At 65.1% G+C, this 25,860-nt stretch carries 20 protein-coding genes and 3 pseudogenes; 18 read left to right on the forward strand and 5 right to left on the reverse strand.

The window, feature by feature from the left end; translation table 11 throughout:
* The first annotated feature begins 70 nt into the window (after positions 1-70).
* From ACNJYD_RS17860 to fabZ, 14 genes and pseudogenes are all read left to right on the forward strand, one after another.
* The gene (locus ACNJYD_RS17860) at positions 71-610 is read left to right on the forward strand and encodes a DUF2846 domain-containing protein (RefSeq protein ID WP_439367222.1); all 540 of its coding nucleotides are present in this window, start codon (positions 71-73) and stop codon (positions 608-610) included.
* Between the two features lie 397 nt (positions 611-1,007).
* Positions 1,008-1,778: a carbonic anhydrase gene (locus ACNJYD_RS17865; protein ID WP_212257235.1), complete on the forward strand. Its 771-nt coding sequence runs from the start codon at positions 1,008-1,010 to the stop codon at positions 1,776-1,778.
* 189 nt (positions 1,779-1,967) lie between these two features.
* Positions 1,968-4,595, forward strand: a complete 2,628-nt coding sequence (locus tag ACNJYD_RS17870; protein ID WP_212257234.1) for a caspase family protein — start codon at positions 1,968-1,970, stop codon at positions 4,593-4,595.
* A gap of 212 nt (positions 4,596-4,807) precedes the next feature.
* Positions 4,808-5,803, forward strand: coding sequence for a 30S ribosomal protein S2 (locus tag ACNJYD_RS17875; protein ID WP_172783573.1), 996 nt, complete (start codon positions 4,808-4,810; stop codon positions 5,801-5,803).
* A gap of 133 nt (positions 5,804-5,936) precedes the next feature.
* Positions 5,937-6,860: a translation elongation factor Ts gene (gene tsf, locus ACNJYD_RS17880; protein WP_124158103.1), complete on the forward strand. Its 924-nt coding sequence runs from the start codon at positions 5,937-5,939 to the stop codon at positions 6,858-6,860.
* 60 nt (positions 6,861-6,920) lie between these two features.
* Positions 6,921-7,637, forward strand: a complete 717-nt coding sequence (gene pyrH / locus ACNJYD_RS17885) for a UMP kinase (RefSeq protein WP_439367225.1) — start codon at positions 6,921-6,923, stop codon at positions 7,635-7,637.
* Between the two features lie 69 nt (positions 7,638-7,706).
* The gene (gene frr / locus ACNJYD_RS17890) at positions 7,707-8,270 is read left to right on the forward strand and encodes a ribosome recycling factor (protein ID WP_025036556.1); all 564 of its coding nucleotides are present in this window, start codon (positions 7,707-7,709) and stop codon (positions 8,268-8,270) included.
* A gap of 12 nt (positions 8,271-8,282) precedes the next feature.
* Positions 8,283-9,040: pseudogene (locus tag ACNJYD_RS17895) on the forward strand (isoprenyl transferase).
* The gene (locus ACNJYD_RS17900; protein WP_439367227.1) at positions 9,037-9,879 is read left to right on the forward strand and encodes a phosphatidate cytidylyltransferase; all 843 of its coding nucleotides are present in this window, start codon (positions 9,037-9,039) and stop codon (positions 9,877-9,879) included. The pseudogene ACNJYD_RS17895 and the gene ACNJYD_RS17900 overlap by 4 nt, the downstream one beginning before the upstream one ends.
* Before the next feature lie 4 nt (positions 9,880-9,883).
* Positions 9,884-11,106, forward strand: a pseudogene (dxr, locus tag ACNJYD_RS17905) (1-deoxy-D-xylulose-5-phosphate reductoisomerase).
* A 44-nt stretch (positions 11,107-11,150) separates the two neighbouring features.
* The gene (rseP, locus tag ACNJYD_RS17910; protein ID WP_439367229.1) at positions 11,151-12,302 is read left to right on the forward strand and encodes an RIP metalloprotease RseP; all 1,152 of its coding nucleotides are present in this window, start codon (positions 11,151-11,153) and stop codon (positions 12,300-12,302) included.
* Between the two features lie 176 nt (positions 12,303-12,478).
* Positions 12,479-15,004, forward strand: a complete 2,526-nt coding sequence (gene bamA / locus ACNJYD_RS17915; protein ID WP_172783579.1) for an outer membrane protein assembly factor BamA — start codon at positions 12,479-12,481, stop codon at positions 15,002-15,004.
* Between the two features lie 125 nt (positions 15,005-15,129).
* The gene (lpxD, locus tag ACNJYD_RS17920) at positions 15,130-16,197 is read left to right on the forward strand and encodes a UDP-3-O-(3-hydroxymyristoyl)glucosamine N-acyltransferase (RefSeq protein WP_172783580.1); all 1,068 of its coding nucleotides are present in this window, start codon (positions 15,130-15,132) and stop codon (positions 16,195-16,197) included.
* Entirely contained in the window at positions 16,194-16,655 is a 462-nt protein-coding gene (gene fabZ, locus ACNJYD_RS17925; RefSeq protein ID WP_024341283.1) for a 3-hydroxyacyl-ACP dehydratase FabZ, read from the forward strand. Before lpxD ends, fabZ begins: the two co-directional genes overlap by 4 nt.
* A 19-nt stretch (positions 16,656-16,674) precedes the next feature.
* On the opposite strand, the gene ACNJYD_RS17930 is transcribed toward fabZ, so the two are convergent.
* Positions 16,675-16,995, reverse strand: coding sequence for a KTSC domain-containing protein (locus ACNJYD_RS17930; protein ID WP_260379316.1), 321 nt, complete (start codon positions 16,993-16,995; stop codon positions 16,675-16,677).
* A gap of 176 nt (positions 16,996-17,171) precedes the next feature.
* On the opposite strand from ACNJYD_RS17930, the gene lpxA reads away from it, so the two are divergent.
* From lpxA to lpxB, 3 genes are read left to right on the forward strand one after another with little or no spacing between them, the layout of a single operon-like run.
* The gene (gene lpxA, locus ACNJYD_RS17935) at positions 17,172-17,963 is read left to right on the forward strand and encodes an acyl-ACP--UDP-N-acetylglucosamine O-acyltransferase (RefSeq protein ID WP_212257230.1); all 792 of its coding nucleotides are present in this window, start codon (positions 17,172-17,174) and stop codon (positions 17,961-17,963) included.
* 18 nt (positions 17,964-17,981) lie between these two features.
* A complete protein-coding gene (locus tag ACNJYD_RS17940) occupies positions 17,982-18,851 on the forward strand; it encodes an LpxI family protein (RefSeq protein WP_172783583.1) in 870 nt (289 codons plus the stop codon).
* Entirely contained in the window at positions 18,851-20,029 is a 1,179-nt protein-coding gene (gene lpxB, locus ACNJYD_RS17945) for a lipid-A-disaccharide synthase (RefSeq protein WP_439367233.1), read from the forward strand. Before ACNJYD_RS17940 ends, lpxB begins: the two co-directional genes overlap by 1 nt.
* A 7-nt stretch (positions 20,030-20,036) precedes the next feature.
* On the opposite strand, the gene ACNJYD_RS17950 is transcribed toward lpxB, so the two are convergent.
* From ACNJYD_RS17950 to ACNJYD_RS17960, 3 genes are read right to left on the reverse strand one after another with little or no spacing between them, the layout of a single operon-like run.
* Positions 20,037-21,101 carry a G1 family glutamic endopeptidase gene (locus tag ACNJYD_RS17950; protein WP_439367235.1) on the reverse strand — a complete coding sequence of 355 codons (1,065 nt, stop codon included), beginning with the start codon at positions 21,099-21,101 and terminating at the stop codon, positions 20,037-20,039.
* The gene (locus tag ACNJYD_RS17955) at positions 21,098-21,919 is read right to left on the reverse strand and encodes a phosphatase PAP2 family protein (RefSeq protein WP_439367237.1); all 822 of its coding nucleotides are present in this window, start codon (positions 21,917-21,919) and stop codon (positions 21,098-21,100) included. The genes ACNJYD_RS17950 and ACNJYD_RS17955 overlap by 4 nt, the downstream gene beginning before the upstream one ends.
* A 42-nt stretch (positions 21,920-21,961) precedes the next feature.
* Positions 21,962-23,785 (reverse strand): adenylate/guanylate cyclase domain-containing protein, encoded by a 1,824-nt coding sequence (locus tag ACNJYD_RS17960; protein WP_439367239.1) that lies wholly within the window; start codon positions 23,783-23,785, stop codon positions 21,962-21,964.
* Positions 23,786-24,050: 265 nt separating this feature from the next.
* Between ACNJYD_RS17960 and ACNJYD_RS17965 the strand changes: the two are divergent.
* A pseudogene (locus ACNJYD_RS17965) lies at positions 24,051-24,308 on the forward strand (hypothetical protein); the annotation flags it as partial.
* Positions 24,309-24,319: 11 nt separating this feature from the next.
* On the opposite strand, the gene ACNJYD_RS17970 reads toward ACNJYD_RS17965, so the two are convergent.
* Positions 24,320-25,849: a PAS domain S-box protein gene (locus tag ACNJYD_RS17970; protein WP_439367241.1), complete on the reverse strand. Its 1,530-nt coding sequence runs from the start codon at positions 25,847-25,849 to the stop codon at positions 24,320-24,322.
* Positions 25,850-25,860: the final 11 nt, after the last annotated feature.

Below are 25,860 nucleotides of genomic sequence, written 5' to 3' on the forward strand. Positions count from 1 at the left end.
ACAAAGTAGTCGTACTGCATCGGTTGCAACCCAGCGCTGATTCCGACTAGCATGTGCCCCGGGGAATGGAATGGGGCGTGTGATGCTGCGACAGGGTGCGTTGTTGTTGGCCGTTTGTGCCATGCTGACGGGGTGCGTCAGCAATCAGGTCGGAACGGACTTTGCGTCGGTGTCTAAGAAGGTCGGTCCTCCGCGCGCGGGGCACGCGCGTGTGGTGTTCCTGCAGGACAAGAGGAACGGCCTGAGCATGGCTATTTGCGCCTGCGAGGTGAAACTCGACGGTGCTCCGCTCGGAAAAATCGTGGCTGGGAAATATGCCTATGCCGACCGGCCTGCCGGACGTCACGACGTGCTGGTCACTGAACTGATGTTTCCGGGCGAGACCAAGCGCGAGATCGTCATGGAGGCAGGCCGGACGCATTTCTACCTGATCAAGAGCAGCGCCAGGCACGATGCCGCCATGGGTGGCGCCGTGCTCGGCGGTTTGGCCGGACTTGCGGTCGTGTCCGTCGCGACGGCGGGCGAGGCTAATCTCGGGCCGGGCGAGATCGTTGCTCTGGATGAGGCAACCGCGCGCACGAAACTCGCGGAGCTGGAAGCCGTCGAGTAGGGCGCGCGGTACGATGACGTGCCTCTGATCGCGCCGGGCACGGGGCTTGTGGACGCGGGGCAGCTCTGGAGCGCGAAGAGATCTTGACGAAGCATCGCCGTGATCTGGATCGTTGCTTGAGCACGATCTGCGCGTGAATGCGTGCCGCATTCGTCGAGAAAAGGAATTGTCGCAATTTTTTCGGATCACTCTTTGGCGGGCTGATCTCGAATGCCTGCAGGCGGACGCAGGTCGGTGCAATCGTCGGGCGCACGATGGGCCACGCGTTTCGGCTTGCAGCATAGCACGCGGTGCAGCAATCATCGATTGCATCAATTAACATTAGTTATTTCTTCATTTCGGCGCACCGATCTTCGCGATACGCTTCATTCGTCCACTGACCCCGAGGAGATGTCACATGTGCGACAAGTGCTCTGCCTCTCTGCATCACAAACCTCTGCCTCAAGACATCGCGCCGTCGCGGCGATCGGCGATGCTGTTTGGCGCCGCCGCGTTCGGCATGGCTTTCGCGGGTGGAGCTTTCGCCAGTGGCGCCTTGGCCAAGGACGCCAAGCAGCCGCCGAAGCCGCAGAATGTGCTGTCGCCCGACGCGTCGCTGAAGCGGCTGATGGAGGGCAATGGGCGCTACGTCGCCGGCGTGTCGCGGCGCCACGATTTCAAGCACGAGCGCGAGGCGCTGGCCGGCGGGCAGAACCCGTTCGCGGCCGTGCTGAGCTGCGCCGACTCGCGCATCGCGCCGGAATACGCTTTCGACACGGGTCGCGGCGACCTGTTCGTCTGTCGCGTCGCCGGAAACTTTGCCGGCACCGAGACCATCGCAAGCATGGAATATGCGGTGGCGGTGCTGAACACGCCGCTGATCCTCGTGCTCGGCCATGATGCCTGCGGCGCGGTGGATGCGACGCTGAAGGCGATCAAGGACAATACGTCGCCGCCGGGGCACATTCCCTCGCTGGTCGATGCGATCGCGCCCGCCGCAAAGGCGGCGATGCAGCAGGGCGGGGACGTGCTCAACAAGGCGATCCGGCAGAACGTGGTCGACAACATCGCCAAGCTGAAGACGGCCGCGCCCATCCTCAATGCCGCCGTGGAGCAGGGCAAGGTGAAGGTCGTCGGCGGCATCTACCGGCTAACGACGGGCACGGTCGATCTGATCGCCCAGGGCTGAACGGGCCGGGGAGCCTCGCGCCGCAGTGCGGTCGCGAGGCTTGCGCCCGACGTGCAGGTTCGACGTGGAGTTGACTTGGGTGGCGGCGCCATGCCACCGCCCCAATCCGGGCATCTCGTTCAAGTGCCATTCAGCTGGCCGCGCGCCTGATACGCGGTGGCCACCTCAACAACAAAAGCGGGCACAGCCATGCGCGGGACGCTCAAAGTCTTCCTCTGCCTTCTCCTGGCGGTCCTTGCCGTGGGCTTGCCGCAACAGGCGCGTGCCCAGCAGCAGGAAAAGCGCATCGCGCTCGTGGTCGGCAACGGCGCCTATGCCAAATCGCCGCTGGCGACCACCGCGAACGACGCCGGCCTGATCGCACAAACGCTGCAGGCGGCGGGCTTCGACGTGGTCGGCGCGCGCGATCTCGACGGCGACACGCTGCGCAAGAGCCTGCGCGATTTCATCCAGAAGGCCCAGGCGTCGGGGCCGGGCACCGTCGCGATGATCTATCTTGCCGGCTACGGCGTGCAGCTGGCCGGCGAGAACTATTTCATCCCGGTCGATTCCAACATCAGCCGCGACACCGACATACCGACCGAGGCCCTGCGCATCAGTGACTATGCGCGCCAGCTCGCCTCGATTCCGCTCAAGGCCAATATCGTGGTGCTCGACGCGGCCCGGGCGCAGCCCTTCATCGAGGGCGGACAGCCGATCGCGAGCGGTTTGGCGCTGGTCGAGCCGGAGCCGAACATGCTGATCGCTTTCAACGCCGCGCCCGGCACGGTGGCGCCGGAGGAGCCGGGGCCCTACGGCATCTATGCGCAGTCGCTCGCCGAGATGATCCGCACCGGCGGCCTGCCGCTGCCCGAGGTGTTCGACCGCGTCCGCCTGCGCGTCAACGAGGCCTCCAAGGGCGCGCAGGTGCCCTGGAACGAGCAGAAGATCTCGGCGCCATTCTCGTTCTTCGAGCGCGCGCCCGATGCGCCGCCGCCGGCGGCTGCGCCCGACCAGGTCGCCGCGATCCGGAGCAAGCCGATCCGCGATCTCGGCGTGCAGGATGCCTACGCCGCCGCGCTCGAGCGCGACACGCTGCCGGCCTATGAGGAGTTTCTCGCGGCCTATCCGAACGACCCGCTCGCCAAGCGCGTGATGGCGATCGTTGCCGCGCGCCGCGAAGCCATCACCTGGCGGCGGACCTACCGCACCGACACGCCGGAGGCCTATTGGTCGTATCTGCGCCGCTATCCGCGCGGGCCGCATGCGGCAGACGCACGGCGCCGCCTTGCGATCCTCACCGCGCCGCCCGAGCCGCCGCCGAGCTTCGCGATGATCGACTACGACGTGCCGCCACCGCCGCCGGAGGAGGTGGTCTATGTCGACCGTCCCGTGCTGTATTTCAGCGATCCCGATTTCGGCTTCGCGCCGCCACCGCCGCCGCCGGTCTATTACCTGCCGCCGCCGCCGCCGGATTTCGTCGTGCTGCCGCCGCCACTGCCCGTGGTCGGCCTGTTCGTGCTGCCGCAGCCGGTGTTCGTGCCGATCCCGGTATTCGTCAGGCCGCCGGTCTATGTCGCGCCGCCGCCGAACAACATCATCTATCAGAACATCCACAACACGACGGTCATCAACACCGTGATCAACCGCCCGCCGGCACCGCCGCCGGCCGCGGGGCCGGCGCCCGGACCGGGCAATCTGGCGCCGGCGGTTGCCGGCCGCGCCACGCCGGCAGGTCCGGCCGTGCCGCAGGCGGTGGTCCAGCGCGCCGCTCTGATCCAGCAGGGCAAGGCGCCGATGCCGCCGAGCGCGACGATCCAGCCGACGGCGAAGCCGGGTCTCGCGGCACCGGCTCCGGCCAATGTTGCGCCTGGCACGACGGCGCCGCCGCCCGCAGGCGCCAAGCTGCCGCAGGCCAATACGGTGCCGGCGCCGGGAGCGCCCGGCAGCCCGCCGGCCGGAGCGGCGCCCGGGACGGGGACGCCGGGCGGCACACCCAGTCCGACCGCGACCGCGCCCGCCGGCAGCGCCGCTACACCCCCGCAAGCGCTGGCGCCGACCAAGCTGCCGCAGGCCAATACGCTGCCCGTGCCCGGCACCCCCGGCGGGCCGCCGCCGGCTGGAGCGGGGGCCGCGCCCGGGACTGTCCCATCCCCAGGCAAGCCCGCCGCGACCGCCACGGCGCCGAGCGGCAACGTCCCACCGCCGCAGCCGAACGCGGCTACGACGCCCAATCACCCACCGGCTTCCGGAAACGCGACGAATCCGTCCGCGGCCCTGCCCAGGCCGGGGACAACGACCCCGCCTGTGCCAGACCTGCGCGGCAGGCCGGGCGGGCCTCCGCCGGGCGCTTTGCCGCCGCCGAGCGCGGCCACCGGCAAGCCCGCCGCCCCGACTGCGGCCAAACCCGTGACACCTCCGCCGCCACCCTTGGCGGCGCGGACACCGTCCGGAGTTCAGGATCGTCGGCCCGCACCACCGCCGCCGCAGGCCGGCAGGCCCGCCGCTGCGCCTCCGCATCCTCAGGCTCTGGCAAGGCCGGCGCCGCCGCCTCCGCCGCGGGTTGCGCCACCCCCGCCGCCGCGGGCCGCGCCTCCGCCCGTCGCCGTGGCGCGGCCGGCGCCACCGCCGCCACCTGTTGCCCGGCCGGCGCCGCCTCCGCCCGCGATGGCGCGGCCGGCACCACCTCCGCCGCCTGTCGCACGGCCAGCGCCGCCGCCGCCACCACCTCCGGTCGCCCGACCGGCGCCGCCGCCGATGGCCGCAGCGCCGCATCCGCCTCCGCGGCCGGCCGGCCCGCCACCGAAGAGCTGCCCGCCGGGCCAGCCAAAGTGTTAGGAGGCTCAAGGGGCAGGGGACGCTCGGAAGCGAGCGCAGCCTAGAGGCGTCCCCAAAGGCCCGTTATTTCCTTGCTTCTGGCCGAAATGGCGCTATATAGCGCGCCATCTCACACGGAAACATGGCTCACAAGGCCGTCCGGTGGCAGCCGGGGCGAGAACGCTCCGTTTTGCTCACACGTTTCCGGAGGAACCAACCGGAGAACTAGAACGATGGCACTACCCGATTTCACTATGCGTCAGCTGCTGGAAGCTGGCGTGCACTTTGGTCACCAATCTCACCGCTGGAATCCGAAAATGGCTCCGTTCATTTTCGGCACCCGCAACAACATCCACATCGTCGACCTCGCCCAGACCGTGCCGATGCTGCACCAGGCCCTCCAGGCCGTCAGCGACACGGTGGCCAAGGGCGGCCGCATCCTGTTCGTCGGCACCAAGCGCCAGGCCCAGGACGGCGTTGCCGACGCGGCCAAGCGCTGCGCGCAGTATTTCGTCAATTCGCGCTGGCTCGGCGGCACGCTGACCAACTGGAAGACGATCTCGGCCTCGATCAAGCGCCTGCGTCACCTCGACGACGTGCTCTCGGGCGGCGAAGCCAATTCCTACACGAAGAAGGAGCGCCTGACGCTGCAGCGCGAGCGCGACAAGCTCGACCGCTCGCTCGGCGGCATCAAGGACATGGGCGGTCTGCCCGACCTGATCTTCGTGATCGACACCAACAAGGAAGACATCGCGATCCAGGAGGCCCAGCGGCTCAACATCCCGGTCGCCGCGATCGTCGACACCAATTCGGACCCCAAGGGCATCACCTATGTGGTGCCGGGCAATGACGACGCCGGCCGTGCCATCTCGCTGTACTGCGATCTGATCGCGCGTGCGGCGATCGACGGCATCTCGCGTGCGCAGGGCGATTCGGGCGTCGACATCGGAGCGTCGGCCAAGCCGCTCGCCGAAGAGCTGCCGGCAGCGTCCTCGAGCGGTTTCCAGGGCCTTGCGGGTCCCCGCGGCACCGCCGACGACCTCAAGAAGCTCCCGGGCGTGTCGGGTGCGATCGAGAAGAAGTTCAACGATCTCGGCATCTTCCACTACTGGCAGCTCGCCGAGCTCGACCACGACACCGCGCACACGATCGGCGAAGAAGTCGGTCTGCCGAGCCGCGCGGATGCCTGGGTGGCCAAGGCCAAGGCGCTGACCGCGGAAGCGGAATAGTCAAAAAGAGCGATGGGTTGGCCGGATAGGATCCGGCCACCATTTCAGTTGACGCGACTTCCTGAGATGGACCGCGGCGGGGCGATTTGATGCCGCGCCGCGGCAAACCAGCAGGCACAAAGGATTTTCAACGATGGCAACGATCACAGCTGCGATGGTCAAGGACCTGCGCGAATCGACCGGCGCAGGCATGATGGACTGCAAGGCAGCGCTCACCGAAAACGACGGCAACATGGAAGCTGCGCAGGACTGGCTGCGCAAGAAGGGTCTGTCCAAGGCCGCCAAGAAGTCGGGCCGCGTCGCGGCCGAGGGCCTGATCGGCGCACTCACCAAGGGCACCAAGGGCGTCGTGGTCGAGGTCAATTCAGAGACCGACTTCGTCGCCCGCAACGGCCAGTTCCAGGGCCTGGTCAAGATGATCGCGCAGGTCGCGTTCGACGTCGGCGCCGACGTCGAGAAGATCAAGGCCGCCAAGGTCGGCGACGTCACGATCGAAACCGCCATCAATGATGCGATCGCCACCATCGGCGAGAACATGACGCTGCGCCGCGCCGCCCAGCTCGAGGTGAGCCAGGGCGTGGTCTCGCACTATGTTCACGGGGCCGTCATCGAGGGCGCCGGCAAGATGGGCGTGATCGTGGCGCTGGAATCGCCGGGCAAGGCTGACGAGCTCGCAGCGCTCGGCCGTCAGATCGCGATGCACGTCGCCGCTGCCAACCCCCTGGCGCTCGATCCCTCCGGCCTCGATCCGGCCGTGGTCAAGCGCGAGAAGGACGTGCTGGCCGACAAGTACCGTCAGCAGGGCAAGCCGGAGAACGTGATCGAGAAGATCGTCGAGTCCGGCCTCAAGACCTACTACAAGGAAGTCTGCCTGCTCGAGCAGGCCTTCATCCACGACACCGGCAAGTCGGTGGCGCAGGCGGTGAAGGAGGCCGAGGGCAAGGTCGGCGGCGCTGTGAAGATCGCCGGCTTTGTGCGCTATGCTCTCGGCGAGGGAATCGAGAAGCAGGAAAGCGACTTCGCGGCCGAGGTCGCCGCGGCCAGCGGCAAGAAGTAAGCGCCGGAACGTTCCTTCCGGCGTGCCGCCGGAAGCGGCGCCCGGACAAGGAAAGTGCTCATGACTGATCCGGTCTATCGTCGCGTCGTGATCAAGCTGTCCGGCGAATATCTCGCGGGACAGCAAGGCTTTGGCATCGATCAGCCGACCGTCGACCGGGTTGCGGACGATCTGATCGCGGCCCGCCATCTCGGCACCGAGGTCGCGGTCGTAATCGGCGGCGGCAACATGGTCCGCGGCGTCGAGGTCTCATCCCGCGGGGTGTCGCGCACCACCGGCGACACCATGGGCATGCTCGCCACCATGATGAACTGCCTCGCGCTGGAAGCGGCGATCGAGCGCAAGGGCACGCCGGCTCGGACGCTGTCGGCCTTCGTCATGCCCGAGATTTCCGAGCTGTTCACCCGCGCCGCGGCACACAGATACCTGGCCGAGGGCCGCATCGTGCTGCTCGGCGGCGGGACCGGCAATCCGTTCTTCACCACCGACACGACGGCGGTGCTGCGGGCCGCCGAGATCGGCGCGCAGGCGGTCCTGAAGGCCACCAATGTCGACGGGGTCTACTCGGCCGATCCGAAGAAGGATCCGACCGCCACGCGGTTCGACCGCCTGACGCATTCGCAGGCGATCGAGGGCGGCTACAAGGTGATGGATGCGACCGCCTTCGCGCTTGCCCGCGAGACATCGCTGCCTATCATCGTATTCTCGATCGCGGAGCCGGGCTCGATCGGCGCGATTCTGCGTGGCGTCGGCCACGGAACCATCGTCGCCGGCTGACGGCTCAACTGGCGCGCCCGAAAGGGAACGGCGCGGAGCGGTCGCCGGGATTTTGAAGGAGAAAACATGATGGCCACGGGTAATTTCGACCTCAACGAAGTGAAGCGCCGCATGCAGGGCGCCGTCGCCTCGCTCAAGCACGAGCTCGGCGGCCTGCGCACGGGACGCGCCTCTGCCTCGATGCTCGATCCGGTGCAGGTCGAGGCCTATGGCAGCCACATGCCGCTCAATCAGCTCGCCACCGTCAGCGTGCCGGAGCCGCGACTGATCTCGGTTCAGGTCTGGGACAAGTCGATGGTCAAGGCCGTCGAGAAGGCGATCGTCGATTCCAATCTCGGCCTGTCGCCGGCGACCGAGGGCCAGGTGCTGCGCCTGCGCATTCCCGAGCTTAACGAGGAGCGCCGCAAGGAGCTGGTGAAGGTCGCGCACAAATATGCCGAAGCCGCCAAGGTCGCCGCGCGCCATGTCCGCCGCGACGGTCTCGACGTGCTCAAGAAGCTCGAGAAGAATCACGAGATGTCGGAGGACGATCAGAAGCGTCACGCCGACGAGGTGCAGAAAGCGACAGACGGCACCATCGCCGAGATCGACCAGTTGCTGGCCGCCAAGGAAAAAGAAATCCTCACCGTTTAAGGCATCGCCTTCATGTCCAACGCCGCCGCGCCCGCAACGGAAGGACCCGACCGGTCCGAGGCGCCCGCGCATGTCGCCATCATCATGGACGGCAACGGGCGTTGGGCGGCCGCGCGCGTCTGCCGCGCGCGGAAGGGCATCGTCGCGGCGTGGACGCATTGCGCCGTGTGGTGCGCGCCTCGCACGAGCTCGGCATCCGCTATCTCACCATCTTCTCGTTCTCTTCGGAGAACTGGTCGCGTCCGGCGAGCGAGATCGGCGACCTGTTCGGCCTGCTGCGGCGCTTCATCCGCAACGATCTGGCGAGCCTGCATCGCGACGGCGTCAAGGTCCGCATCATCGGCGAGCGCGAGGGGCTCGAGAGCGACATCTGCGCTTTGCTGAACGAGGCCGAGGAGCTGACGCGCGACAATACGCGACTGACGCTCGTCGTCGCCTTCAATTACGGCTCGCGGCAGGAGATCGCGAAGGCGGCGCGGAAGCTCGCCCGCGAGGTCGCGGAGGGCAGGCGGGATCCTGCCACGATCGACGCCGAGACGCTTGGCGCGCATCTCGACGCGCCCGACATCCCCGATCCCGATCTCATCATCCGCACGAGCGGCGAGCAGCGCCTGTCGAACTTCCTGATGTGGCAGGCCGCCTATAGCGAGCTCGTGTTCGCGCCGATCCATTGGCCCGACTTCGACAAGGCGGCGCTGGAAAGCGCGATTGCCGAATTTGCCAGGCGCGAGCGCCGTTTCGGCGGCCTGGTTGCGAAGACCGCCTCGTGAACGAACCCGATTCTGCACCGGTGGGCGCCAAGCCTGCCCCGAGCAATCTGGTGATGCGGGTCCTCGCGGCGCTGGTGCTGGCGCCGCTGGCCATTGCGATCGCCTATGCCGGCGGCTGGCTGTGGGCGCTTTTCGTCACCCTGGTCTCGATCGGGCTGTTTGCCGAATGGCTGATGGTGGTGGGCGCAGGATCGGCCGCACTGACCGGGGCGGGGACGGTCGTGATCGCCATGATGGGAGCCTCCGTCGCTTTCGGCGCGCTCAAGACTTCCGTCGTCACCGGCCTGATCGGCGGCGCGCTCGTGACGCTGATCGCGCGGGGCAAGTTCTTGTGGGCGGCCAGCGGATTTGCCTATGCGGCGGCGGCGCTGCTGGCCTCGATCCTGGTGCGGAAGGATCTCGTCAACGGCTTCTCCGCGCTGATGTTCGTGCTGCTGGTGGTCTGGGCGACCGACATCGGCGGCTATTTCGCCGGACGCAGCATTGGCGGTCCGAAATTATGGCCGCGCGTGAGCCCGAAAAAGACCTGGGCCGGCGCGCTCGGCGGTTTTGCGGCGAGCCTTGCGGTCGCCGCCGGCTTTGCCGCCTGCGGGATCGGAAAAGCGGTTCCATTGCTGCTCGTCGGCGCCGTCCTGTCGGTGGTGTCGCAGCTCGGCGATCTCTTCGAGTCCGCCGTGAAGCGGCGCTTCGGTGTCAAGGATTCCAGTCACTTAATTCCCGGCCATGGCGGACTACTGGACCGCCTGGACGGTTTTATCGCCGCCATCCTGGCGGCATGGATTATCGGCTTTCTCCGCCATGGTGTGCATAGCGCCGGAAGCGGTCTTATGGTTTGGTGAGGATATGAGCGCCGTTCCCTTGCGTAACAACAGGCTTGCTGCGTCTGACATTCGCAGCATCACAGTCCTCGGTGCCACCGGCTCGATCGGCGACAGCACGATGGACCTCTTGCGCGCCTCGCCCGAGCGCTACCGTGTCGAGGCGCTGACGGCGAACGGCAATGTCGCAGCGCTGGCCAAGCTCGCCAAGGAATTCAACGCGCGCTATGTCGCGATTGCCGACACCTCCAAGCTCGCCGAGCTCAAGGACGCGCTGGCGGGCACCAGCACCGAATGCGGCGCCGGCGAAAGTGCGGTGATCGAGGCCGGCGCGCGCCCGGCGGACTGGGTGATGGCGGCGGTGAGCGGCGCTGCCGGGCTGAAGCCGGCGCTTGCCGCGGTCGATCGCGGCGCGCATGTCGCGCTCGCCAACAAGGAGTGCCTGGTCTGCGCCGGCGACTTCTTCATGCAGCGCGCGGCAAAAGCGGGCGCCTGCATCCTGCCGGCCGATTCCGAGCACAACGCGCTGTTCCAGGCACTGAGCTCAGGCAATCGCGACGAACTCGTCCGCGTCATCATCACGGCCTCCGGCGGTCCGTTCCGGACCTGGAAGCCTGCGGACATCGAGCAGGCGACGCTCGAGCAGGCCCTGAAGCATCCGAACTGGAGCATGGGCCAGAAGATCACGATCGATTCGGCCTCGATGATGAACAAGGGCCTTGAAGTGATCGAGGCGTCCTATTTGTTTGCGCTCTCGCCGGACGAGATCGATGTGCTGGTTCATCCGCAGTCGATCATCCACGGCATGGTCGAGTTTTCCGACTGCTCGGTCGTGGCCCAGCTCGGCGCGCCCGACATGAGGACGCCGATCGCCCATTGCCTCGGCTGGCCCGATCGCATCAAGGGCCCGGCCGCCAAGCTCGACCTTGCCAAGATCGGCCAGCTGACCTTCGAGGCGCCGGACTTCGAGCGCTTCCCCGGATTGCGGCTGGCCTACGAATCGCTCCGGACCGGGAAGGGCGCGACAACCGTCACAACGCCGCCAACGAGGTTGCGGTCGCCGCCTTCATTGCCGGCAAGATCCGGTTCGGCGCGATTGCCCGGCTGGTCGAGGCGACGCTCGAGGATTGGATCAAGGGCGGCAACCAGGCGCCCCTGATGTCGGCGGACGATGCAATCTCTGTTGACCATGTTGCGCGAAATAGGGCCGCCGCCCTATTGCCTCAAATTGCCTTAAAGGCATCCTAGTTGGTTCGGGACCAGGGCCTTGCGGCGCTGGGTGAGGGAATTCGATGATCGACTTTTTCGTCCATAGTTTCAATACGTTGAGCCATGGGCTCCTCGGCTACGCGGTTCCCTTCCTGTTCGTCCTGACCATCGTCGTGTTCTTCCACGAGCTCGGCCATTTCCTGGTCGCGCGCTGGGCCGGCGTGCGCGTGTTAACCTTTTCGCTCGGCTTTGGCCCCGAGCTGGTCGGCTTCAACGACCGTCATGGCACCCGCTGGAAGATTTCGGCGATCCCGCTCGGCGGCTACGTCAAGTTCTTCGGCGACGAGAGCGAGGCCTCGACCCCGTCGGCCCAGACGCTGGCGGCCATGACGGCCGAGGAGCGCGCCGGCAGCTTCCACCACAAGAAGGTCGGCCCCCGCGCGGCGATCGTTGCGGCCGGGCCGATCGCCAATTTCATCCTGGGCGCGCTGATCTTCGCCGGAATGGCCCTCTATTACGGCAAGCCGAGCACGATCGCCCGGGTCGACGGTGTCGTCGCCGACGGCGCGGCGGCTGCGGCCGGCTTCAAGGTCGGCGACGTCGTCATCCAGATCGACGGCAAGCCGATCGAGAGCTTTGCCGACATGCAGCGAATCGTTGCGATGAACGCCGGTTCGGCGCTTACCTTCCAGGTGAAGCGCGACGGTGCCATCGTCTCGCTGACCGCGACCCCGGCGCTGCTGGAGCGCAAGGACCCGTTCGGCAACAGCCACCGTCTCGGCGTTCTCGGCGTCGAGCACAAGTCGCAGGCCGGGGAGGCGTCGACCACCCCGGTCGGCGTCGGTGAGGCGCTAAAGATCGGCGTCGAGCAGGTCTGGTTCATCATCACCAGCACCTTCAAGTTCCTGGGCTCCCTGTTCGTCGGCCAGGGCAATCCGAACGAGGTCAGCGGAGTCCTGGGAATCGCGAAAATGTCCGGCCAGGCGGCCAGCGCCGGGTTCCAGTTCGTGATCAATCTCTGCGCGGTGCTGTCGGTCTCGATCGGCCTTTTGAACCTGTTCCCGATCCCGCTGCTCGATGGCGGCCACCTGATGTTCTATGCGGCCGAGGTGGTTCGGGGTCGGCCCCTGTCCGAGCGGACCCAGGAAATGGGGTTCCGAATCGGCCTTGGCCTCGTGCTGATGTTGATGGTGTTCGCGACCTACAACGACATCCTGCGGATGGCGGCTTCCTGATAGGGGCTTTTTTGTGGCGTTGCTGTTGAGCAACGTCTTGGAATGAAATTGAAATTACGGCGCTTTCGGCCGTTTGCGGCGTCGGCGAAATTGGCTACAAGCGGCCTGAACTTGGGGAATCTCCGGACCGGCGTTGGGGTTGGGTCTGGCACGGAATGATAAGGGCGCGTTGCGCGATGAAGTTTGGACTGCGACTCCGGGGGGGCTTGATCGCGACCCTGATCTTGTTCGGCGCGCCGGTGGTTGCCCCGGTTGGGGCTGTTTTCGTGTCTTCGTCTGCGCTCGCTCAGACCGTTCAGTCGATTTCCGTCGAAGGGAATCGCCGCGTCGAGGTGGAGACGATCCGCTCCTATTTCAAGCCGGGCCCGGGCGGCCGGCTGGATCAGGCCGCCATCGACGACGGCCTCAAGGCGTTAATCGAGACCGGCCTGTTCCAGGACGTCAGGATCAACCGCGGTTCCGGCGGCCAGCTGATCGTCTCCGTGGTGGAAAACCCGGTGATCGGCCGCATCGCCTTCGAGGGCAACAAGAAGATCAAGGACGAGCAGCTCACCGCTGAAGTCCAGTCCAAGGCACGCGGCACCTTCTCCCGCGCCATGGTGCAGTCGGACACGCTCCGAATCGCCGAAATCTATCGCCGCTCCGGCCGCTACGACGTGCGCGTCACGCCCGAGATCATCGAGCAGCCGAACAATCGCGTCGACCTGATCTTCACGGTCGAGGAGGGCGTCAAGACCGGCGTCCGGTCGATCGAGTTCGTCGGCAACAATGCCTTCTCGTCCTACCGCCTTCGCGACGTGATCAAGACGCGCGAAACGAATCTGCTGAGCTTTCTCGGCAGCGGTGACGTCTATGATCCCGATCGCGTCGAAGCCGATCGCGATCTGATCCGCCGATTCTATCTCAAGAACGGCTTCGCCGACGTGCAGGTCGTCGCGGCCCTCACCGAGTACGATCCGGAGAAGAAGGGCTTCAACGTCACCTTCAAGATCGAGGAAGGTCAGCAATACCGCGTCGGCTCGGTCGATTTCCGCACCAGCATTCCGAACTTCGATCCGAGCTCGATGCGCGGCTATTCGCGCATCAATGTCGGCTCGCTCTACAACGTCGAATTGGTCGAGAAGTCGGTCGAGGAGATGCAGATCGAGGCCTCCCGGCGCGGCTATGCCTTCGCCGTGGTCCGGCCCGGCGGCGACCGCAACTTCGAAGCGCACACCGTGTCCGTCGTGTTCAACGTCGACGAGGGCCCGCGCACCTATATCGAGCGCATCAACCTGCGCGGCAACACCCGCACGCGCGACTACGTGATCCGCCGCGAGTTCGACATCTCGGAAGGCGACGCCTACAACCGCGCGCTGGTCGACCGTGCCGAGCGGCGCCTGAAGAACCTCGACTATTTCAAGACCGTGAAGATCACGACCGAGCCGGGCTCGTCCAGCGACCGCGTCATCCTGATCGTCGACATGGAAGAGAAATCGACCGGCGACTTCTCGGTCTCGGGCGGTTACTCAACCACCGACGGCGCGCTGGCCGAAGTCTCGATCTCGGAGCGCAACCTGCTCGGTCGCGGCCTGTTCGCCAAGGCGTCGGTGACCTATGGCCAGTATGCCCGCGGCTACTCGCTGTCGTTCGTCGAGCCATATCTGCTCGACTACCGCGTCGCGCTCGGCCTCGACCTCTATCAGCGTGAGCAGAAGTCCAACAGCTACATCTCTTACGGCACCAGGACGCTCGGCTTCTCGCCGCGACTCGGCTTCTCCTTGCGTGAAGATCTCTCGCTCCAGGTGCGCTACTCGATCTATCGGCAAGAGATCACGCTGCCGAGCTACTTGGCCAACTGTAACAACGACCCGCTGTCATCGGCATTCAACCCCAGTCCGGCCTACTCGGCGGCGACGGGTACGCCCTTGGCTGCATCCACCAACGGCCTCGGCTGCTACAACGATGGCGAAGCCTCGCTGCCGGTCCGCAAGGAGCTGGCCAACGGCAAGACTCTGACCTCGGCGCTCGGCTACACGCTGACCTACAACACGCTGGACAACAACAAGAACCCGACCGATGGTCTGCTCGTCGACTTCCGGCAGGACTTCGCCGGCGTCGGCGGCGACGTCTCCTATCTGAAGTCGGTGGTCGACGCGAAGTACTACACGCCGCTCGTCTCCGACATCGTCGGCCTCGTCCGCCTGCAAGGCGGCATGCTGAACAAGATCGGCAACGATCTGCGCATGCTCGACCACTTCCAGATGGGCCCGAACCTCGTTCGTGGCTTTGCCCCGAACGGCATCGGTCCGCGCGACTTGAACCCCTTCGGCACGCAGGATGCGCTCGGCGGCACCAAGTATTGGGGTGCTTCGCTCGAATTGCAGATGCCGTTCTGGTTCCTGCCCAAGGAAGTGGGTCTGAAGGGCGCGGTCTATGCCGACGCCGGCGGCCTCTACGACTACAAGGGACCGACGAGCTGGACCGCCACCAACGAGGTCAACGTGCCGGGCTGTATCCCGTCGACCATCAATCCGAACAGCACCGGGACCTGCACCGGTCTCGTATATGACGACAGCAAGGTCGTTCGCTCGTCGGTCGGTGTCGGCGTGATCTGGCAGTCGCCGTTCGGACCGCTGCGCTTCGACTACGCAGTGCCGCTCAGCAAGGGCAAGTACGACCGCACGCAGGAGTTCCGGTTCGGCGGCGGCACCACGTTCTAGTTCGATCAGCACGGCACGATCCGGATCGCCGGAGCCGGTTTCCGAAAGGGATCGTGCCGATCAAAGACATGAGGCATGATGCGGCCTGACCGCTTCATGCCGAAGCCGGACCGCGACGGGGTGGAATGGCGCAGCCGACCTTCTTCACAAAGCCGCCTGCCGCAGCGTTGGCCGACATCGCCACGCTGACCAAGGCGCAGCTGGTCGACCCGGCGAGGGGCGGCCACGTCATCACGGGCCTTGCTTCGCTCGATGAAGCGGGCCCGATGCATTTGGCCTTTTTCGACAACCTCAAATATCTCGAGGAACTCAAAGCGACCCGCGCCGGGGCATGCCTGGTAAGCCCACGCTTCGAGGCCCAGGTGCCTGCCCACGTGGCCGTGCTGCGGGTGGCGCAGCCGTTCCGCGCCTTCGTCCGGATCGCGCGGGAATGGCACGCCGATGCGCTGCGGCCGCAATCCTGGTTCGGCATCGAGGGTATTGCACCGTCCGCCATCATCGATCCCTCGGCCCGGCTCGAGGACGACGTCATCGTCGAGCCCCTGGCGGTCATCGGCCCGGACGTCGAGATCGGGAGCGGCACGGTGATCGGCGCCGGCGCGGTCATCGGCCCCGGCGTCAAGATCGGCCGGGACTGCAATGTCGGCGCCCGCACGGCCATCCAATGCGCCCTGATCGGCAACGACGTGCTGATCCATCCCGGCTGCTCGATCGGCCAGGACGGCTACGGATTCATCTTCTTCGGCCCCGAGGGGCATCTGAAGGTCCCCCAGACCGGCCGCGTGCTGATCCAGAACAATGTGGAGGTCGGCGCCGGCACCACCATCGACCGCGGCTCCCTGCGCGACACCGTGATCGGGGAGGGCACCAAAATCGACAATCAGGTCCAGATCGGCCACAATGTGACGATCGGCCGGAATTGCCTGCTGGCGGCTCAGATCGGCCTCGCGGGCAGCCTGACGATCGGCGACAACGTGGCGCTGGGAGCAAAGGTTGGCATCAACAATCACCTCAAGATCGGTGATGGCGCCCAGGTTACCGCGATGAGCGGGGTCAAGGACGACATCCCGCCGAATGGCCGTTGGGGTGGCCTCTTTGCCAAGCCGACCAAGCAATGGTTCAAGGAGATCATCGCGGTGGAGCGCCTGGTGCGCGACAGCAAGGCCGATCCGAAGGACGAGGGACGGGAATGACGGCGGAATCACCTGTTAAGTTCGAGCTGGTGGACATCAATGCGATCCTCCAGACGCTGCCGCACCGCTTTCCGATGCTGCTGATCGACCGCGTGATCAACATCCGCGCCGATTACAGCGGCATCGGCATCAAGAACGTCACCTTCAACGAGCCGGCGTTCCAGGGGCATTTCCCCGAGCGTCCGGTCTATCCCGGCGTCATGATGATCGAGGCGATGGCGCAGACCGCGGGCGTGATCGGCATCAAGTCGGTCGAGGGCACCGAGAAGCCGCGGGCGGTCTATTTCCTCACCATCGACAAGTGCAAGTTTCGCAAGCCCGTGCTGCCGGGCGACACGATCGAGTATCACATGCGCTCGCTCGGCCGCCGCAAGGCCATGTGGTGGTTTCACGGCGACGCCAAGGTCAACGGGCAGGTCGTCGCCGAAGCCGACGTCGGCGCCATGCTGACCGATTGAGCGGAGCCGGGCGTCCGCCTCAGGTGCAATCGTAGCGGCTGCCGGCCATCTCGCGCCTGATATTCCGGTTGAAGAACTGGCCCATGGACGGCGCGCCGAGGAGGCGCTCCACCGTGTCGGCCGTCACGCCGCAATAGCGGTGATAGGCGCCGTTGCTCGCGACGATCAGGTCCTGCTGCGCACGATCGTAACAGACCCGCTGAAGCACCGTGCTGCGGGTGATGTCCCGGCACTCGAAAGTCTGGAGATCGACCAGGCGGTGTTCGCCGGTCTCGACCGCCTCGGACACGATCGGTGTGCTCGCGAGCTGTGCCAGTAGAAGGATCAGGGTCCTGACCACGATCGTTGAAGCTCCGCATGAACCTGGCGACGGGACGGCAACGCTGCCTCATCCGGCACTTGAAACACGGCGAGATGATACGTCACTGGACAGATCGGGCATAGTCGCGCTAACCAGCCGAAAACCGAGCGACTTCAATATATAACCAGACCTTCTTGACGAGTAAGATTGGCTTGATGAGCAAGATTGATCCCACCGCACGGATCGCGGACGGCGCCGTGATCGGCGCGGGCACCGAGATCGGACCTTATTGCATCATCGGCCCGAACGTCGTCATCGGCGCGAACTGCAAGCTGATCGGGCATGTGCACGTCACGGCGCAGACCACGATCGGCGACGGCTGCACCATCTATCCGTTCGCTTCGCTGGGCACGCCGCCGCAGTCGCTCAGCTATCGTGGCGAGCTGACGCAGCTCAGGATCGGCTCCGGCTGCACCATCCGCGAATCCGTGACCATGAACGCGGGGACCGTTGTCGGCGGGGGCGTCACCTCGGTTGGCGACCGCGGCTATTTCATGAACTGCAGCCACGTCGGCCACGACTGCCATGTCGGCAACGACGTGATCTTCGCGACCTCGGCAACGCTCGGCGGCCATTGCGAGATCGGCGACTTCGTGTTTATCGGCGGGCTGTCCGCCGTGCATCAGTTCACCCGCATCGGGGCGCAGGTCATGGTCGGCGGTGTGTGCGGCGTGCGCGACGACATCATTCCGTTCGGTCTCGTCAACGGCCAATATGCCGCTCTCGAAGGCCTCAATCTGATCGGCATGAAGCGTCGCAAGTTCACCAAGCAGCGGCTCGCCACCGTGCGCGCGTTCTACCAGAAGCTCTTCCATGGCCCCGGCACCTTCGCCGAGCGGCTGGAGGCGGCGCGGCCGCTCGCGGGCGAGGACCCCGCGATCGCCGAAATCCTCGACTTCATCGGCAAGGGCAAGCGCCCGCTCTGTCTTCCCGCCATCGCGAAGTGATCTTGGAGTGATCTTGGGATGGCCGCGGGCACGACATCGGCGGCTTTGCAGGTTTCGTCACCGGTCGGCATCGTCGCCGGCGGCGGCGCCATGCCGTTCGCGGTCGCCGAGTCGCTCGCCGCGCACGGCATCACGCCGGTGCTGTTCCCGCTGCGCGGGGCCTGCGATCCCCAGCGCGTGGAGAAGTTCCGCCATCGCTGGATCTCGGTCGGCCAGCTCGGCCGCGCGATGCGGCTGTTCCGCGAGGAAGGCTGCCGCGACCTGATCTTCATCGGCACATTGGTGCGGCCGTCGCTGTCCGAGATCCGGTTCGACATCAAGACGCTGCGCCTGCTCGGCAACGTCATCCGCGCCTTCCGCGGCGGCGACGATCATCTGCTGTCGGGTGTCGGGCGCATCCTCGAGCAGGACGGCTTCCGCATGGTCGGCATCAAGGACGTCGCACCGGATCTCTTGATGCCCGAGGGCTGCATCGGCCGCGCCTGGCCGAGCGAGGCCAGCAAGACCGACATCGCGCGCGGTCGGGCGGTGCTGACCGCGCTCGGTCCGTTCGACATCGGCCAGGCTGCGGTCGTGATCGACGGGCATGTGGTGGCGGTCGAGGACATCGAGGGCACCGACGCGCTGCTCGCACGCGTCGCGCGGCTGCGCGAGGAGGGCCGCATCCGCGCCGCCACCGGACGCGGCGTGCTGGTGAAGGCGCCGAAGAGCGGCCAGGATCTGCGCTTCGACCTGCCGACGATCGGTCCGCGCACCATCGAGGGCGTCGCGGCCGCCGGCCTTGCCGGCATCGCCGTCATCGCGGGCAACACCATCGCCGCCGAGCCGCAGGCGATGATCGCGCTTGCCGATGCCAAATATCTCTTCGTCATCGGCTTGCCCGCGTGATGTCGCGTGATCCCAAGCGCAAAATCTTCCTGATCGCGACGGAGGAATCCGGCGACCGGCTCGGCAGCGCCTTGATGAAGGTGCTGCGCCAGCGCCTCGGCGACGGCGTGCAGTTCGTCGGGGTCGGCGGCCGCACCATGGCGCGCGAGGGCCTGGAATCGCTGTTTCCCATCGAGGAGCTGTCGATCGTCGGATTTGCCGCGGTGGTGCAGCAATTGCCGAAGATCCTGCGGCTGATCCGCGAGACGGCCGATGCCGTGACCGCGGCCGCGCCCGACGTGCTCGTCATCATCGACAGCCCGGACTTTACGCATCGCGTCGCCCGCCAGGTGCGCTCGCGCAGTCCGGCGATCCCGATCGTCGATTACGTCTCGCCGCAGCTCTGGGCATGGCGGCCGGGGCGGGCGCGGACCATGCTCGGCTATGTCGACCATGTGCTCGGCCTGCTGCCGTTCGAGCCGGAGGAATACCGCAAGCTCGGCGGGCCGCCCTGCAGCTATGTCGGCCATCCCCTGATCGAGCAATTGAGCTCGCTGCGTCCGAGCGCGGAGGAGCAGAAGCGTCGCGAGGGTAAGCCGCCGGTGCTGCTGGTGCTGCCCGGCAGCCGCCGCAGCGAGGTCAGGCATCATCTCGGCGTGTTCGGCGCAACGCTCGGCCGCTTAAGGGGTGAGGGCTGCGCGTTCGAATTGATGCTGCCGACCATGCCGCATCTCGAAGCCACCATCCGCGAGGGCGTCGCGAACTGGCCGGTCAAGCCGCAAATCGTAATCGGCGAGAACGAGAGGCGAGCTGCCTTCCGCATCGCCCACGCCGCGCTGGCGAAGTCCGGCACGGTGACGCTCGAGCTCGCGCTGTCAGGCATTCCGATGGTGACTGCCTATCGCGTCGGCGCGATCGAGGCCTTCATCCTGCGCCGCGCGATCCGCGTCTCCTCGGTGATCCTCGCCAATCTTGTGATCGGCAAGGATGTCATTCCGGAATATTTGCAGGAGGCGTGCACGCCGGAGCAGCTGGCGCCTGCGCTCGCCGCGCTGCTGACGGATTCGCCGCTCCGCCGCGTGCAGGTCGAGGCCTTCGCCAAGCTCGATCAGATCATGTCGACCGGCAACACATCGCCGAGCGTGCTCGCCGCCGACATCGTGCTCGCGACGATGCGCCAGGGCCGGCGAACGAGCTAAAAAATCCTCAGCCCACAAACCTGGTTTGTACGGTTTGCTGGTCCAGTTTTTCCGGTTTTGACAATGGCGCGGTCCGATGCGGATTGTCGCGGATCTCGATCATCTTGATCAGCCTGGCATTCTCCAGATCTTGAGGCTGAAAGCCGATCCCGCCGGTGCCCGCGAGCGCGAAGCAATCCACGAACTTCGTCACGCCATACTTGGGCAAGCGATAGAGGTCCGTCGCATGCAAGACGGTGGGGCGCTCCGTGACCCACTCCGCCGTACGGCCCCGCGCCGGAAATTCGATCGGAATTCCGATCGGGCCGGGAAGTGGAATCGTCGGCGCAAGGAGATCGACCGAAAGCGACTTTCCATTTTTCGATTCATTCTTGATGAAAAAACGGACGTGGTCCTGCGCCATGACGGTCAGAACACATCTGACGTGGTCCCCCGGTTCCACCGGAAAGTTGGGAAGTGTCCACGGACCCGTATCGCGGTCACCGCGAAACCACCATTGAACCCATGCTTCCGCGGTCGGCGTCCCGACGCTGCCGTCGTTGGCGACCACGATCTTTTGCGTCGTCCCGATCTGCGGCAGCGAAGTATCGAATCGCCGATGGCCATCGATCCCGATCCAGGTCGAGCAGCGATAATCGCCCGGCGGAAACGAGTGAGCACTGGGCGTAGGGACCTCCCAGGCCCCCCACACCTGTGTGAACTGGGTGCCCTCCATCGCCGCAATACATGCGCCCGACCAATTGAAGCTGGTTTCGTGTCGGCCGGGATGGCCTGAGCCCAAACGGCCGCGGTTGACACGAAAGTCGGTCGCGGAGCCCGGGTAGATCATGGGCAGAACTTCGATAGGCTTGGAAAGAAGCCTGGCCCACAACGTCTCGGCCCGGCGTCCCGCGACCAGGGGCGGCCTGGGCGGAAGCCGGAAGAATTCGAGCTCCCGCGCATCGGCATTCAGCGCGTCGAAGTCCTTGGGCGGTGGCGGCGGTGGCAGCAATATCTGCCGACGCAGACCCGCGTTCAAATCGTCCCGCGACGGAAGCGTGTGTTGCTCGACACCGCTCGCGCGCGCGCTCATGGCCACTCCCCCTGAGCAGCTGCGACCAAGTCATCATAACTTGGCACGGAGGTTTTGTTGTCCATAATTTGGAAGAGATCACTGGCCAATTGGACGCCGGCGTCCGTGTCATTCTGGTAATGGAGACCGGCGATCTGGCGGTTTCGCGCGATACGACGGGCAAGAATGGTGAGATCATTCGCCATCGGCTTCACCGACACAGGTAACACCGGCTCGAGGCAGAGCGCGACCAAATGCGCCTGAGTCGCGTGCCCGCTCGGATAGGAGGCGTGGCCGGGAACCTGAATCGGCGGCAACAGCGCGGGGCAGATTTGCGAGGGTCGTGGCCGCTTGTAGTAGGCTTTCCAATGCATCGCGACCTGGAGCGCGATCAGACTTGCCGTCGTGATCACGCGGCAGGTGTTTGGATGCGAGTTCGGCGTGACGTTGAGAAGCGCCATGAAGTAGCTCAGAAACTCCTCGTTCTGCGCAAAAATCTCGCCGAGCGCATCCGCCCGCTCGTCTTTGGCCATCGTCACGAGCGCGTCGATCTCAGCTCCGGTGTTCGCATAGTTTGGTTGGGCAACCGTGATCGTGCTCCACCCGCCGTGAATGGCGAATTCGGCCAGCAGCCGCCAAGCGTACCAGTCCGGGGTCCAGCTCCGGTCCGGAAACTCGGTGACCGTGGTGCGGTTGGTGCTGACGCCCGTTTCCGTAATGAACGGCAGGTCCACGCGATCCGGAAAGATCCAACCGCCGCCGCCCGAGCCTGCATTGGCGACGTTTCCCGCATTCCCAGCGTTACCTGCGTTTCCCGCATTTCCGGCGTTGCCTGCCATCGCAGCCTCCCAATGATTTGCCGCCTATCGCTTGCTTAAAACTCAGTCTGGAAATCCTGCCGCCTTGAGCCGCTGTCGAAGATTGTCGCGGGTGGCCGCGTTGAGCGGCGTGCGGTCCGCCCAGGCCTGTAAATGGAAATTCGGATCGATCAGCATATGGCGTTCCGCGATCTGGCGCGCCTCCACAAACTTTCCGATGGCCACCAGGCTGGCTGCGAGGATGCGGAAGTTCGAGGTGAAACGCTCATTATGCTTCGCCGCTCGCCAACCGCAGGCGGCCGCTTCATCGAAATTGCCGTTGATGTAGTGCGCCTGGGAAAGCAGGTGCTCGTGCCAGAACACGTGTGAATCCAGGGGCGACAAGCGCAGGCCGTGTTCGGCGCGCAAGACCGCGGTTGGGCCCTCGCCGAGATAGCCGCAGGTCGCACTGCTCATCGTCCACGCCATGGCCGAATTGGGACCGACCGTGATCGCCCGGTCCAACAGGCGGGTTGCTGTCTCGAAATCCTTGAACAGATACGAATGCACGTGACCGTCGATTGCCAGAGCGAGCGCATCGTTGCCATCGCGCTCGATTGCCTTGGACGCATTGCGCGACGCCTCCATGCTATCGGCAGCGGCGTCGGTGGACCAGCCCTGGCCGACCCTGAACATGTACCAGTACGCGAGGTATGAATAGGCCGGCGCATAGTTGGGGTCATGCGTGACGGCCTGCTGTAGCAATCCGCGCGCCCGCGAGAACGAGTCGTAGTCCATACGGTATAGATAGCTCAACGCCTGGAGAACCAGATCGTAGGCCGTCAAATTCTGCGGATGCTTGCGCAGAGCCCGTGCACGCTCCCACTCGCGAACATGTGGAGCGATGGTCGTGACCACGCGCGTCGAGATTTGCTCCTGCAGTGCGAACAGCTCGCTGAGCTCGCCTTCATGACGATCGGAGTAGATGATGTTGCCCGACTCGGTGTCATTGAGCTCGGTATTGATACGCAGCCGCCCGCCGGAGCGGCGAACGCTGCCGTAGAGCACATAGCGCACGCCCAGCTCGCGACCGATGGCGCGGACATCGATGATCTCGCTGCCATAACCCAGCGTCGACCCGCGCGATATCACGAACAGCTCCTTCAGCGCGGAGAGCGCGTGAATGATTTCGTCGACAATCCCTTCGGCAAAATAGGCATCATCCTGACTGGCAAGATTGCGGAATGGCAGAACGACAATCGATGGACGTCCCTGCGCTCTGACCGGACTATCTGCCACCGGATGAGGTGAACGATCGATGCGCAGCCCGAACGCTTTGACGGGGCGCGACAGATTTCGCAGATGCAGATCGCCGAAGTCGACGACGGAGACGCCGGCCTGCTCACTGATCTGATCCGCGACGGCACCTGAGACGACGATGCCGCCGGGCTCGGAGTAGGTCTGAAGCCGAGCGGCGATGTTCACCCCATCGCCATAAATATCTTCGCGTTCAAAGATCGCGTCGGCAACGTTAATCCCCATCCGGAGACTGATGAACCGATGTTCCGGTTCTTCCGCCGACATCGCATTGGCGCCGTGCTGAATTGCAAGCGCACATTGGGAGGCGTCATTTGCGCTGTCAAAAACCGCAAGAAAACCGTCTCCGGTGTTCTTGATCACCTGGCCCCTGTACTTCGCGATCGTCGGGTCGATAGTGGTTGCGCGCAGCAAGAGGACCCGCTTGTGGGTATCTTCCTCGTCCGCTTCCATTAATCGGCTGTAACCCACGATGTCGGCCGCGAGCACGGCCACCAGCTTGCGCTGACCAGGAATAACCTCTCGCGAGACGTCCGGCCCTACAAGCGGGTCGGGTCTTGGGCTGGCATCGGGTTCACGGGGGAAGGCCATGGTGTATCCGTGGTCACTCTGATGCGTGGGTCCGTGCCGCCGCTTGGACGCTGTTCCCTTAGCTAAGCCTGTTTTTCCAGGTTTCACAAGCCGCGGTTGTTTCGCGCAACTGGATCAATCCTCGTTTTCGCAACCAGCCCGTGAACAACGGTCGAGGCAGATCCCGTGTATGTCGGCAAAAACGGCACCGGCCTATGGCGCGTAAGTCACGGTACGGTCGATGCCAATCCGGCTCCTCTCGGCAGATGTGGGTGAGAGCCCTGCGTGCACGCCGGAGAAGCTGGCGCCGGCGCTCTGTGCGCTGCTGACGGATGCGCCGCGCCGCCGAGAGCAGGTCGAGGCCTTTGCCAGGCTCGGTCAGATCATGTCGACCGGCAACACATCGCGGAGCGTGCTCGCCGCCGACATCGTGCTCGCAACGATGCGCCAGGGCGGGTGGCGCTTTCTCAGCAGCTTTCGCGTGAGCTGCCCTCCAAAGACCAGACGCCAAGAAACGCAACAGCGAAGCCGTGAGTTACGTTGAAGCGGCGTGGATCACCCCTGTTCCGAAGGCAGACTAAAGTGAAACACGGCCCCCCTTGGTTCATTCGCACCGGTCCAAAGTCGACCTCCGTGCGCCTCGATGATCGATCGGCAAATCGACAAGCCCATGCCGGTCCCGTCCGGCTTGGTGGTGTAGAAGGGCTCGAACACGCGGTCAACGATTGCGACGTCAAGTCCAGGTCCGGTATCCCGTATGCCGACAACGACGAGATTTGATGCATTTGCGGCCGTGCTGATCCGCAGCTCTCGTCCGCCAACGTCGACGCAGTTCATTGCCTCGATCGCGTTGAGGATCAAATTGAGAACCACCTGTTGCAGCTGAACGCGATAGCCCTTCACGAGCGGCAAGCCCGAAGCGAGGTCGGTCTGAATCGAGACATCATGTTTGATCAGCTCGCTACGGGCTATGGTGATCACGTCCAGGATTGCACCATTGACATCGACGCTCTCCTTCGGCGCCGGAGCTTTCTTGATCAAGGAACGGATCCAACTGATGATCTCGCCGCCTCGCTTGGCTTCTGCAACAATGGATATGAGCGCCTGCTGTGCCTTTTCGAAATTCGGAGATTGTGTTCCCAGCCAGTTCAGTGCGGCTTCTGCGTCGCAGAGCACCGCGGTGATTGGTTGGCTTAATTCGTGTGTCACCGAAGCCGTGACCTGGCCCATTGCCGCGGCGCGATTGGCGTGTGTCAGTTCAGCCTGCATCTCGCGCAACGCCTCGGCGGTTCGCTTGCGTTCGGTGATGTCGCGGCTCAGGCAAATGATTCGGGACTGTCCGCCTACGCAGAATTCCCGCATACGAACTTCGACGGGAAACACAGTGCCGTCCCTTCGGAAATAGCGCCTCTCGAGCGTAGCGATGCCGCCGGTCTTGAGACGCTCGCGGTTGCGACGCCAAATCGTTTCATCCATCTCAAGATCGAACAAGGCCGCACTTGCCCCAACCAGTTCGGTCCGGCTGTAGCCGAGACTTTCGCAGGCATTCCGATTTACGTCGAGAACGCGACCATCTTCACTGTGCAGCATGAACGTATCGGTCGCGTGGTCCACGAAGGTACGGAAACGGGCCTCGCTCTCGATCAGCGCCTGTTCGGCGCGCTTGCGCTCCGTGATGTGGCGCCCCACACCGCGGTAACCCACGAAGTTCCCTGTCTCGTCGAAGATGGGCAGCCCAGAGACGGAAATATAGCGCTTGCCGCCGTCGGGCGTCGGCCGCGCGAGCTCGAAATCGCGAAACGGGAGGTGAGCGTCGAGTATCTTCCGGTGTTTGCGCCAGCCATCTGCGTCAGGTTCGAGATACGGGACCTCCCATCGTGTCCTGCCGATCTCGGAGACCGGCGGCTCGGGAAGCGTCTCGGCGAACTCCTGGCGGATGAAGCGATGCTGCGCGTCCGTTTCCCAGTACACATCAAAGGAGAATTGCACCAGCGTGCGAAAGCGCTCCTCGCTCTCGCGCAGTGCCTCCTCGGGGCGCTTGCGCTCACTCGACATCGAGCGCGACCGGCGGCGCTTGAATCGCATGTTGCATGATC

Source organism: Bradyrhizobium sp. SPXBL-02, assembly GCF_051853065.1.
Lineage (GTDB): Bacteria > Pseudomonadota > Alphaproteobacteria > Rhizobiales > Xanthobacteraceae > Bradyrhizobium.

Bases quoted from the DNA above. Each gene is read 5' to 3' on its own strand.
- ACNJYD_RS17860 (WP_439367222.1), top strand. From the start codon at position 71: ATGGGGCGTGTGATGCTGCGACAGGGTGCGTTGTTGTTGGCCGTTTGT.
- ACNJYD_RS17940 (WP_172783583.1), top strand. From the start codon at position 17,982: ATGGCCGCGGGCACGACATCGGCGGCTTTGCAGGTTTCGTCACCGGTC.
- bamA (WP_172783579.1), top strand. From the start codon at position 12,479: ATGAAGTTTGGACTGCGACTCCGGGGGGGCTTGATCGCGACCCTGATC.
- frr (WP_025036556.1), top strand. From the start codon at position 7,707: ATGGCCACGGGTAATTTCGACCTCAACGAAGTGAAGCGCCGCATGCAG.
- lpxB (WP_439367233.1), top strand. From the start codon at position 18,851: ATGTCGCGTGATCCCAAGCGCAAAATCTTCCTGATCGCGACGGAGGAA.
- tsf (WP_124158103.1), top strand. From the start codon at position 5,937: ATGGCAACGATCACAGCTGCGATGGTCAAGGACCTGCGCGAATCGACC.
- ACNJYD_RS17865 (WP_212257235.1), top strand. From the start codon at position 1,008: ATGTGCGACAAGTGCTCTGCCTCTCTGCATCACAAACCTCTGCCTCAA.
- ACNJYD_RS17870 (WP_212257234.1), top strand. From the start codon at position 1,968: ATGCGCGGGACGCTCAAAGTCTTCCTCTGCCTTCTCCTGGCGGTCCTT.
- ACNJYD_RS17950 (WP_439367235.1), bottom strand. From the start codon at position 21,101: ATGAGCGCGCGCGCGAGCGGTGTCGAGCAACACACGCTTCCGTCGCGG.
- ACNJYD_RS17955 (WP_439367237.1), bottom strand. From the start codon at position 21,919: ATGGCAGGCAACGCCGGAAATGCGGGAAACGCAGGTAACGCTGGGAAT.
- rseP (WP_439367229.1), top strand. From the start codon at position 11,151: ATGATCGACTTTTTCGTCCATAGTTTCAATACGTTGAGCCATGGGCTC.
- ACNJYD_RS17970 (WP_439367241.1), bottom strand. From the start codon at position 25,849: ATGCGATTCAAGCGCCGCCGGTCGCGCTCGATGTCGAGTGAGCGCAAG.
- lpxD (WP_172783580.1), top strand. From the start codon at position 15,130: ATGGCGCAGCCGACCTTCTTCACAAAGCCGCCTGCCGCAGCGTTGGCC.
- fabZ (WP_024341283.1), top strand. From the start codon at position 16,194: ATGACGGCGGAATCACCTGTTAAGTTCGAGCTGGTGGACATCAATGCG.
- pyrH (WP_439367225.1), top strand. From the start codon at position 6,921: ATGACTGATCCGGTCTATCGTCGCGTCGTGATCAAGCTGTCCGGCGAA.
- ACNJYD_RS17875 (WP_172783573.1), top strand. From the start codon at position 4,808: ATGGCACTACCCGATTTCACTATGCGTCAGCTGCTGGAAGCTGGCGTG.
- ACNJYD_RS17960 (WP_439367239.1), bottom strand. From the start codon at position 23,785: ATGGCCTTCCCCCGTGAACCCGATGCCAGCCCAAGACCCGACCCGCTT.
- lpxA (WP_212257230.1), top strand. From the start codon at position 17,172: ATGAGCAAGATTGATCCCACCGCACGGATCGCGGACGGCGCCGTGATC.